The following is a 10,402-nucleotide window of genomic DNA, read 5'->3' as shown; positions in this document are numbered from 1 at the left end:
AGCGAAGATATTCATGGTCGCCGCAAAGACCGCGGCGAAGTGGGCCAAGCGCTACCGCGACGAGGGCGCAGCCGGGATGGCTGATCGCAGCAGCCGGCCCCACCACAGCCCGGCCCGCACACCCGGGCCGGTGGTCCGGGCGATCGTGAAGCTGCGGTGGCGGCAGCGGCTGGGCCCGGTCCAGATCGCCGGCCGGCTCGGCCTGCCCGCATCCACCGTGCACGTGGTCCTGGTGCGCTGCCGGATCAACCGCCTGTCCCGTATCGACCGGGTCACCGGCGAACCGCTGCGCCGCTACGAACACGACCACCCCGGGTCGCTGCTGCACGTCGATGTCACCAAGTTCGGCAACATCCCCGACGGCGGCGGGCACCGCTACGTCGGCCGGCAATAGGGCGAGGTCAACAAGCGAGCCACTCTGGGGCTGCCCCGCGGCGCGGACTACAAGCCCCGCACCGGGACCGCGTTCGTGCACACCGTCATCGACGACCACTCCCGCGTCGCCTACGCCGAGATCCACGCCGACGAAACCGCCGCCACCGCCACGGCGGTCCTGCGCCGGGCGGTGTCCTGGTTCGCCGACCTGGGCGTCACCGTCGAGCGCGTGTTATCGGACAACGGCTCGGCCTACCGCTCCCATGCTTGGCGGGACACGTGCGCCGAGCTGGGCATCAGCCCGAAACGGACCCGGCCTTACCGGCCGCAGACCAATGGCAAGATCGAACGGTTCCACCGGACTCTGGCCGACGGGTGGGCCTACGCCTGCTTCTACCCGACGGAGACACTGCGGCGGGCGGCGTTACCGAGCTGGCTGCACTTCTACAATCATCACCGACCCCACAGCTCAACCGGCGGCAAGCCGCCGGTCACCCGGCTGACCAACCTCCCTGGACATCACACCTAGTCGAGGTCGACGTCTTCGCGCGGATCGCCGACGGTCAGCAAATCCGCGATGCGGGCGAGTTCGGCGACGTTGTCTTCGGCCAGGATTCGGCGGCGAGGTGGCGGCCGACGGCCATGCAGCCTGACCTGGTGGACGAAGCTGCCGAACGCACCCGCGTCCGACGCCGACGTCGGCATCGGCGGGCACGAGGAAGGCGTTGTTGCCGCCCAGTTCGGAGACGAACTTTTTGAAGCTTGCCCGCCAGACTCCGACAGCGACCGGACGACGATTGTCGACCCGTCGAAAAGACCTTGCCGACGTTCGGGTCTTCGGCCACGGCGTTGCCGAGCTCGCTGCCCTTGCCGGACAGCATGTGCAGGACGCCTTCGGGCAGGCCCGCTTCCTGGAACAGTTCGGCGATGACGACGCGGCAGCAGGTCGCCGTTTCGCTGGCGGGTTTGAGCAGCACGGCCTTGCCGGTGGCGAGGGCGGGCGCGACCCAGCGCATGTCCAGCACCAGCGGGAAGTTCCACGGCGCGATCACCGCGACGACGCCGAACGGCACACCGCAGGAGAGACTGGTCCGGCCAGGCGAGGTGGTCGGCAGTAAGCCCGAACTTGAACGACCGAACGCTGAAGGACCGCACTGACCGGCTGACGCGGACCTAGTCGGCAGACCAGGCCGCCACGGTGGTCAGGAACCGAAGGCGTGGAGCGTCGCGGCGGTGACCGCTCCGTAAGCGACGTGCGGGACGACGTCCGAGACCCAGTCCGCGGTAGTCCACTTCCGCGGGTCGGTCACTCCCAGCACCGTCATGGGACCGTTGCCGACCAGCAACGCACCGATCGTCGCGATCAGGCCGCCGACGACCGAGCCGGGCCGGAAACCTCCGGCGCTGAGCAGTCCCAATATCGCGCCGGTACCGACGCCGGCCGCGACGCCTGTGAGCGCGCCGAGCCCGGACAGACGGTTGCTTCGTTGCTCCTGGTCGCCGGCAATGCGCCATGGCGTCTTCGCTTCCACCGCCTCGACAGTCTGCTCCGGCGTGGAACTGCTGCCGCGGGCCCGCAGCACCATGTCAAGGTAGGTAACGGCGTTGAGCGCGGTCGTCCCGGCAGCACCCGCCGCCGCGCCGCGCAAGAGTCCCAGAGCCGCGTCGCTCGTGAACAGTCCCACCTTCCTCCGTTGTCAGTACCGTCACATACCCCGTAACGACCCCCACCACGCACCTCAGGAGAGCGGAGTACTGGAAATCGGTACCTCCGCCTGTAGTGGTCGGATGCGCGGCGGTAGCCAATCAACGCACGGGAGCGACGTGGGCGAAGGCTGGTGCGGGCTGAGCGCGTCGCCGCCCGGATCGAGGGGCGACGGCCGCGGCCGTCGCCCCGCGAGGTCGAGCACGTCGAGGACGGGGCAGCCGTGGAGGATCACGCCGTCACGGCGAAGGCCAGCTGGGTGACAGCCGGTCCGGACACTGAGGATCAGGTACAGGCATGTTGGACATGGATGCCTTCTTGCCAGGTTTGCCGGACCATCGCAGCGGGTAGTGCTGGTGAGTCACCGGAGGGCGTGAGTGACGAGGGCTGCGCCACGGCCTTGGGATTGTCGGGGAGGCGCTGTGCGGGCGCTGGCGTTGAACTGCACATTGAAGGCGTCTGCGGAGCGCTCCACCACCGATTTGCTAGCCAGGATCGTGGTCGAGGCTTCGGGGGAGCGCGGCGTAGAGGTCCCCACACCGCGGCTGGCCGACCGACGGTGCCCACCGACTGATTTCCGAAGTCCGCAGCGACATCGGGAACTGCAGGCCAGGCCTGGACCTGCTGGAACCACGGACGTGGCCCCGCTGCAAGCTATACCGACACCAACGAAGGCCACGAATGGTCGACCAAGACCGAGCGTTCGATGGCGGCCAATCGCCCCGCGGTGGCCGATGCGCTGAATGCCCAGCCGAGGAAAGTCCCACCGGCCTGAACGTACGCATTGTCCGAAATCACCTCTGGAAGAAGGCAGGATTCCGATGAACGTCGCAGTCGCACTTGGTTTGGGGTTGGTCGCCGGAGCGGTGGGCACGGTGGTGCTGACCGCGTCGGAAACCGTGGAGCAACGCCTGACTCACCGGGAAATTAGCAACGTCCCCGGCCAGGTCGGCGCAGCCCTGTCAGGACACCGTGGCGACGAGGCCGCCGTAACACGGCTCAACACCCCCGTGCACTGGATTCACGGCATCACTCTCGGCGCGGTGCGCGGGGCGCTGGGCCTGACCGGACTGGGTGCGGTCGCGGCGACCGCCGTGCATTATGCGGTGGTGTGGGGCGGCGACGTAGGGCTGTATCGCAGCCTGAGCATCGCGCCCTTGCCGTGGGAATGGAAACGGCAGGAACTTGTCACTGACCTGTTCCACAAGGGGGTGTATGCCGTCGCTACCGGAGTCGCCTTCGAACTCTTGCGCAACGCTTTTGGGTGAAGGCGCCGAGGGGGTGCTCGGTATGTCAGTAGTCGCGGCCGAGCGGGATGGAAGGTAGCCGCGGTTGAGACTATGCGCCGGTTCCACGGCGAGGTCGGAGATGAACCTCTTCCGGTGGGTAGTGGCGTCGGCGACATCCAGGGCATCGCCCCCGAACGTGGGTGACGTCACCCGGCGACATGTGAGACGTCTGGGAGGTGCGACGAAGCGCCATCGAGTTCACCGGATCCGGGCCGGCATGCCGGGCTCGTCGGCCGGGAAGACGCCGCGGTCGCGCGCGAACACCTCGGCGACCACCTCCGAAAGTAGCTCGCGCTGACGGCCGAGCACGCATACCACCCGATCGTATGCGGGCATTTCGGTCACGGAAGCCCGCGGAACCGGCTCGACCTGCGTCTGGGCAGCGCACCGGACGTCGAAAACTTCAGGCGGTTCCTGATTGCGGCGAGCATGTCAGCGGCCAGGCGGACTCCCCCGTGGACGGCCAGCTCGATTCCCCACTCGCGGCCAGTTGCACGGTCAGTGATAGCAGTAGGTCCGTCGTCCGACGCCGACGGCCGTGCTGGCCTCTGCACGACACGGACCTCGCGCCGGCCGCCAGCACGACGCGTCGAACAGCACAGCGAGGACGAACGCGACCCGAAGCCACTCCGTCCGGTGGTGCTTGGCCACTCCTCGCCGGCTACGGCCACGTCTCTCGCGAGCACGTTACGTAGGCGAGCCCCCGGCCAGATAGCTCCCACTAACTGGCCGCCAGTGGGGAGTTTGAACTGCCACTGACACGAGCAGCGCCGGCAATGCCGTCGCTTCGTTCAAGCACGGCAGAATCACATTGACCTCCGCCTCCATAGCCGGAATTCGGGGTCCACGAGCTTGCGGATGGGTCTCCAGCGGAGCGAAATATGGCGTTTGAACTGCGGACTCTCGGCGATCGGGTTCGAGTTTGTGTCTCGGTTGCAGAATCACCACGCTCGCCGGCATTCGCCGCCGGCCGTGTCTTTCCTCCTGCCTCGGATCCGTCGAGTTGCCGGAGTGTAAGAACTTCGTAAGGTGGTACTCCCGTGCCGACGTTGAGTCGACCTGCAGGAGGCAGCGAATGGACGCGGCAGACGTGAATGCTATTCCGGTTGCCGCGGCCCGGCCGCAGGTCGGGATGCTGGTAGCCGACGGGGTCATCTCGCTCAGCGCATCGGGAATGACCGCCGCCGATAGTGCCACCTTGATCAATCACCTGGCCGAGGCCTGTGAACTGGCTTCGGGTGTGGTGCTGTTCGATGTCGCCGGATGCGCGTTGAACGCAACCGAGATCGTCACGATCGTGCAGAACGCGGCGCGGCGTTGCCCGCGGACCCGCTGCCACCTTCGGGTGATCAGCGACGACCGGGCCATCGACCTCGCGCTGGGCCGGGCCGGAATCCGGGCGACGGCCCGGATACCGTGGCAGCCCCGCTCACCTCGGCAGGTGTCGCGGTCATGCTGAAGCGCAGGTCGCCCGTGTCGGACATCCCGCGCTGGCTCGGTGACACGGCCGTGTCGCCGGGCGATCGGATCGTGCTGCTCACCTATCACGTCGCCCGGCGCACCGGCTCCTCGCGGCGGCGCAGCGGGCGATTGTGCCGCGACATGCTCCGCCGGCACCTCGAGGAGCAGACACCCGCCAGGGATCGAAGAAACCGGGCCCGGCTGATCGCGGCGCTGCGCATCCAGCTGAAGCACGCCGGTCCCGACGTGGACACCGCCATCCGGGACGCGGTGCTCTGGGACGAGGTGGCCCTGCTCCCGCCCCGGCAGCGTTACGCGCTCTGGGCAGCGGTCGTGCGGCACGACTCGGTGGCCGAGATCTCCCGCAGCACCGGCTGGACTCCACCGCAGGTGAGCCGGCTGCTGCGCGCAGCCCTGATGACGGTCGGGCGGTCCACCGCGGACTGAGCGGTCCGGCCGGGGTTACCGCCCTCTTACGAGGCCCGTTAATGTCCGCGAACTGTGCCCGGCCCGAACTATCCTGACGGCTACGCCGACGAGAGAGGGGCCCGGGTGCGCTGGATGGGGTTGCTGCTGGCAGGTGTTCTCCTGGCGGGCTGTTCGAGCAGCGTCGAGGACCGGCCCGCGCAACTGCCCCCGCCGGCCAAACCCGCGGTCGCGCCCGCCGTGACGCGGCCACCGGCGGGCCGGGTGGTCCAGGTCGGCGCAGCGCCCGAAGGTGTCGTCGCCGACGGGGTCACGAACCTCGTCGCGGTCGGCGTCCGCAAGCCGAACGCGCTGGCGCTCGTTGATACCGCCACCGGACGCGTCGTCCGCCGCGTGCCGTTGCCGGGCTGGCTCCGCCATCTTCAGCTCGCCGCTCCCGGCGGACCGGTCCTCGTCCCCGACGAGACGTCCAATTCGCTGCTGACGATCGCCTTGCCCGGCGGGGAGGTCACCTCGACGGTGCTGACCGGGATCGTCCCGCACGACGCGGCCCGCGCGGCCAACGGATCGATCTTCGTCGCGAACGAACTCGGCAGGAGCGTCGTCGTGGTGCGGGACGGACGTGTCGTCCACACCTTCCCCGACGTCACCCAGCCCGCCGGGCTCGCCGCCGTCCAGAACCTGGTCGGCCTGGTCGACGTCCGCCAGAACGACCTGACCGTCTACGACGCCGCGACACTCCGGCAGACTGGCCGGGTCCCGGCGGGCGCCGGGCCCACGCACGTCCTCGCCGACAAACGCGGTCACCTCGCCGTCGCCGACACCCGCGGCGACGCGATCTTGCTCTACCGGCTCTCGCCCCGGCTCGAGCAGATCGGGCGGCTGCCCCTGCCGGGCACGCCCTACGGCATCGCCTACGACCCCGTACGCGATCGCATGTGGATCACGCTGCCCGCGCGCAACGAAGTCGTCGGGATCGACCTCTCCGCCGGCGCCCCGCGCGAGATCGCCCGGCTGCCGGCCGTCCGCCAGCCAATACCGTCGGCGTCGACCCGGACACCGGAAGACTGTTCGTCACCGGGACCGCCGACGGCGACCTCCAGCTGATCGATCCGTAGCTCACGGGCTTCGTTCACGCGAACAGCCCGGCGGCCGAGGATCCGGCCACCGCCGGGCTGCCGAACCGCTGGGCTACGAGTGCCCGGATAAGGTCGAGGCGCCGGACGCGCGGAGGGACCGAGGCGGGACGAGCTGTTCGACCTAACGGTGCTCGGCGGCGGGACGGCGGGCATCATCGCGGCGACGACCGCGGCGCGGCTCGGGCCGGCGTCGTGCTGGCCGAGCGTCACCGGACCGGCGGCGACTGCCTCTGGACCGGTTGTGCGCCCCAGCAAAGCCTTCATCGCGGCCGCCGCCACCGCGCACCAGGTGCGCCGTGGAACGTGCTTCGGAATCAGCGCCGGCGTTACCCCGCCGGGCCGCAGAATGGTGGGGGTGTCGCCGGTGGCATCGACGATGGTCGACTCGACGCCCACGTCGCAGGGACCGCCGTCCAGCACGAAGTCGACGGCATCGCCGAGTTCGGCGCGGACGTGCTCCGCCGTGATGGGACTGACCGAGCCGAAGCGGTTCGCGGATGGGGCCGCGACACCGCCGCCGAAGGCCGACAGCAGCTCGAGCGCGACCGGGTGGGCGGGCACCCGCACGGCCACCGTCTCCAGCCCGCCGGTCGCTTCCAGCGGCACCCGGCGACCGCGGCGCAGGACGAGCGTGAGCGGTCCCGGCCAGAAGTGCCCGGCCAGCACGAGCGCCGTCTCAGGCACATCGGCGACCCAGTCGCCCAGCTGCTCCGCGGCGCCGAGGTGGACGATCAGCGGGTGGGTCGGCGGGCGTCCCTTGACCTGGAACACGCGCGCGACCGCGGCGGGATCCTCGGCGTCGGCGCCCAGCCCGTACACCGTTTCGGTCGGTATGGCGACCAGGCCACCGGCGCGCAGCACGCCCGCCGCCTTGCCGATGTCATCGGCTCTTGCTGTCACCCTCGAACCTTTCTGCCCGTTCCGCTGACGAATCACGTTGGTCTTGCCGTCACACGCACGTCACGGCACGGCGTGCCGTGCGTGGTCGCCGACGAGGTGCCAGCCACCACCGAGTGCAGCGTGTTGCCGAGGCCGCCCAGCGGGCGTCAACGGCGACGTGAACACCAGCGCCGCCAACTGACCGGGCGCGGGGCCGGGTCGCCGTCGGGGCAATCCGGCCCCGCTCCCACCCGGCTTTGATCGAAGGACACGATGCTCGGCCTCAGCCCGGAACACCTGCTCGTCCTGCTGGACGCCGCCCTGTTCATCCTCGGGCCGGAACGACTGCCCGACGCCATCGCCACCGTCCGCACGACGGCGCAGAAAGCCAAGAACGGGCTCGCGAACGCGCACGACGAGCAGATCAGCAGCGAGATCGGTCCCGAGTTCGAGCAGCTGCGCGAGCCGCTCGGGGAACTCGGCCGGCACCGCGGACTCGATCCCCGGCATGCGGTGTCCCCGGCTGCTGCTGGACATCCCGCTCGCCGCGTCACGACCGGCTCGCCGGTGACCTCACCAACCACGCCGCGACCGGGCGACGGTCCCCGCGTGGACATGGAAGCCGCCTGAACGCTCAGCTCGCATCGCCCAGCATGCCACCCAGCAACGTGGCGAGGGTACGGCGGTCGGAGACGCCGAGTTTGGCGCGGACACGAGCCACGTGGTGTTCGACGGTCTTGCCGGAGATATGCAACTGTTCGCCGATCTCCTTGTAGGTGTGCCCGGCAACGACCAGCCGTCCGATGTCGCGCTCGCGCGGGGTCAGGCCCGGCGGCTCGGCCGCAGCCGGCGCAATGGGGGCGGCCACCGGAAACTGTCTGGCCGCGCGCAGGAGGGTGACCATGGCCGTGCGGTCCGTCGCACGGACAGCCGCCTGGCCGGCCAACCTGGCCGCGTCCCACCGCAGTCCGGCACGGTTGAGCAGCCGCACGGCGGCCAGGATCGCCTCGACCTCGACCGAACCGTCGAGGACCGCCAGCCATTGCGAGCCCGCCGCGGCGAAAGCCGCGGTGAGCCGCCCGGAATCGGAGGTCGCGGCCAGGGGGCGCAGGGCCTTAGCCGCGGTGTCGCCATCGCCGCAGACGATCGCCGCGTGAAACGCGGCCCAGTTCAGCCACGCCGACCACACCACCGGGAAGCCGTGCCGATCGAGCAGGGCGAAGGCGCGGTCGCGGTGCAACGTCACGCGGTAGCCCTCCTCGATCCGGGCCGCGGCCACGAGCACCTCACCCAGGGGGAGCAGGGCGAACAAGTCGATCGGTTGCCGCATCGTCGCCTCGTATGCCGCTCTCCAGTGCTCTCGCACGTTCTCGGGCGTCCCGCCGCGGCGGGCCAGCCCCAGCTCCAGCCCATGCAGGTACAGCTCGTCGCGCGGCGCGAGACAAACGTCCGGTCGGCGCACCTCGCTCCGGCGGGCTTCTGCGGTGGCGAGGTCGCCCTGCAGCATCGCCGTCCAGCCGAGCAGCAGCGCGTGCCGCTCCCCGCCGCCGGCCCGCTCGAGCACGCCGTGGGCGAGGTCGAACTCGGCGGTGTGCAGCGCGACCAGCGCGGTGAGCGCAGCGGCGGTGTTCGGCAGGAAGTCTCCGGTCCCGGTGGTCGCCGCCGAGTCGGCCGCGGCGAGCAAGGTGGTCAGCGCGGCTTCCGGCCGGCCGGTCACCGACTCCCGGACGCCCTTCAGCAGGCGCGCTGCGACATGTCCGTAGGCAGGAACCGGGTCGGCCGCCGTGGCGGGGACATCATCGACAGTCTCACCAAGTGCGATCGCGGCCAGGTCCGCCAGCCGGGCCGCCCCCGGATCGGCGGACCAGCGCAGCAGCTCCGCGCCGCGAACGAGGTCGCCACGACGGGCGATCACCGTGCCGGCGACGAGCGCGCCTTGGGCCCGGCTCTCCGGTTCGACGGTGCTCAACAGCTCGTCGCCGAGCTGCAGCGCCACATCGAGCCGCCCGCTCCGCACCGCGGCGCGCGCCCAGTCCGGCGCCAGGCGAATCCGTGAACTGCCCGCATGGGCCGCGGCGGCGTAGAGGTCGAAGGCGAGCGCGGGGTCACCAGCAGCGGCTTCGGCGGCCGCCGCCTCGAACCCGGCGCGCACGAGAGCGCCGGCGGCGCCGAGGCGCAGCAGCTGCCGTGCGATCGCGAGCACGGGCCGCCCGGCGCCCAGCTGGGCTTCCAGCATCCGCACCAGCACGGTCAGCCGCTGATCGACGCTGGTGTGGTCCTGCACCGTCCGCGCCACGATCGGCGGCACGGCGTCGTCGTCGGCGAGCAGCCCGGCAGCCCTCACCTGCTCGACGACGGCGGACACGTCGTCGCGAGGCCGGCCCAGGGCGACCGCGAGCAGCTCCAGGTCGTTCCGGCCGCCGGCCGCGGCCGCGACCAGGTAGGTGAGCCCTGGTTCGCCGAGCCCGTCCAGCTCCGCCCGCAACTGGTCGATCAGCTCCTCAATCGCAGGAACCCGCAGATATCGCACCACCAGCCGCGGCACCCCGCTCGTGGCCCGCTGCACCGACACCGCCCGCTCCCAGGTGAGCGATCGACCGAGCACGTCGCCGGAAAAGCGGACGACGTCGCCCGGGCTCCACGGCGCCAAGCGCAGGTACTGGGCCGGCAACCCGGCCAGCATGGTGACGATCGCCCCTGCTGCGCCCGGGGTGTGAGTGAGCACCAGCCGGGACGTACCTTCCACCAGCCCGAGCAGGCCCTCGCTGGCCTCCAGCGTCTCGGCGTCATCGAGCAACAGGACGGCGTCCGCGTCGAGCGTGACCGCGGCGAGGTCGTCCCGGCCGATCACCGGAACGCCCGCGGCGCGGTACCGCCGGCCGATCGCGTTCAGGACCGTCGACTTGCCGTGCCCGTGCGATCCGGTCAAAACCAGCCGCAACGGATCACCCGGTCGGGCGTCGATCCCGGCGAGCAATTCCCGCAGCCGGGACGACAGCAGCTCCTCCACGACACCTCCTGACACGGCAATTCGAAATGGCCACCTATCAGGAGTTCGTGCCTGAGACCTGCCGCAGATAGGCGGGTAGCCCCCTGTTCAGGAATGAGACCGGTGTCACTCTTTCGGG

General features: G+C 70.4%; 9 protein-coding genes and 1 pseudogene. 5 read left to right on the top strand and 5 right to left on the bottom strand.

Features of this window, described 5'->3' with window-relative positions:
• Window positions 1-904 (top strand): annotated as a pseudogene (locus C2L59_RS13840) (IS481 family transposase); the annotation flags it as partial.
• A gap of 34 nt (window positions 905-938) precedes the next feature.
• Here the strand turns inward: C2L59_RS13840 and C2L59_RS13835 are convergent.
• Complete coding sequence (locus C2L59_RS13835) at window positions 939-1,448, bottom strand: aldehyde dehydrogenase family protein (RefSeq protein ID WP_233223478.1); 510 nt, start codon at window positions 1,446-1,448, stop codon at window positions 939-941.
• Between the two features lie 129 nt (window positions 1,449-1,577).
• Window positions 1,578-2,060: a hypothetical protein gene (locus C2L59_RS13830; RefSeq protein WP_233223477.1), complete on the bottom strand. Its 483-nt coding sequence runs from the start codon at window positions 2,058-2,060 to the stop codon at window positions 1,578-1,580.
• 841 nt (window positions 2,061-2,901) lie between these two features.
• Here C2L59_RS13830 and C2L59_RS13825 point away from each other — a divergent pair.
• Window positions 2,902-3,348 carry a hypothetical protein gene (locus C2L59_RS13825; RefSeq protein WP_103349894.1) on the top strand — a complete coding sequence of 149 codons (447 nt, stop codon included), beginning with the start codon at window positions 2,902-2,904 and terminating at the stop codon, window positions 3,346-3,348.
• A 219-nt stretch (window positions 3,349-3,567) separates the two neighbouring features.
• Here the strand turns inward: C2L59_RS13825 and C2L59_RS47480 are convergent, their stop codons facing one another.
• Window positions 3,568-3,705, bottom strand: coding sequence for a hypothetical protein (locus tag C2L59_RS47480; RefSeq protein ID WP_158263079.1), 138 nt, complete (start codon window positions 3,703-3,705; stop codon window positions 3,568-3,570).
• 739 nt (window positions 3,706-4,444) lie between these two features.
• Between C2L59_RS47480 and C2L59_RS13820 the strand changes: the two genes are divergently transcribed.
• Together C2L59_RS13820 and C2L59_RS13815 are read left to right on the top strand one after the other, a co-directional pair.
• Window positions 4,445-4,828, top strand: a complete 384-nt coding sequence (locus tag C2L59_RS13820; protein WP_103349893.1) for a hypothetical protein — start codon at window positions 4,445-4,447, stop codon at window positions 4,826-4,828.
• On the top strand, window positions 4,822-5,277 hold the full coding sequence (locus C2L59_RS13815) for a sigma-70 family RNA polymerase sigma factor (RefSeq protein ID WP_103349892.1): 456 nt from the start codon (window positions 4,822-4,824) through the stop codon (window positions 5,275-5,277). The genes C2L59_RS13820 and C2L59_RS13815 overlap by 7 nt, the downstream gene beginning before the upstream one ends.
• A gap of 893 nt (window positions 5,278-6,170) precedes the next feature.
• Here the strand turns inward: C2L59_RS13815 and C2L59_RS48905 are convergent.
• A complete protein-coding gene (locus C2L59_RS48905) occupies window positions 6,171-7,256 on the bottom strand; it encodes an L-threonylcarbamoyladenylate synthase (RefSeq protein ID WP_233223476.1) in 1,086 nt (361 codons plus the stop codon).
• Between the two features lie 291 nt (window positions 7,257-7,547).
• Between C2L59_RS48905 and C2L59_RS13795 the strand changes: the two genes are divergently transcribed.
• Entirely contained in the window at window positions 7,548-7,904 is a 357-nt protein-coding gene (locus C2L59_RS13795; protein ID WP_103349890.1) for a twin-arginine translocase subunit TatB, read from the top strand.
• A 4-nt stretch (window positions 7,905-7,908) separates the two neighbouring features.
• Here the strand turns inward: C2L59_RS13795 and C2L59_RS13790 are convergent, their stop codons facing one another.
• On the bottom strand, window positions 7,909-10,284 hold the full coding sequence (locus C2L59_RS13790) for a LuxR C-terminal-related transcriptional regulator (RefSeq protein WP_103349889.1): 2,376 nt from the start codon (window positions 10,282-10,284) through the stop codon (window positions 7,909-7,911).
• Between the last annotated feature and the right edge of the window lie 118 nt (window positions 10,285-10,402).

It is taken from the genome of Amycolatopsis sp. CA-128772, from assembly GCF_002904295.1.
In the GTDB taxonomy this organism is placed as follows: Bacteria; Actinomycetota; Actinomycetes; order Mycobacteriales; family Pseudonocardiaceae; genus Amycolatopsis.
This window is presented reverse-complemented; position numbering and strand designations above follow the sequence as displayed.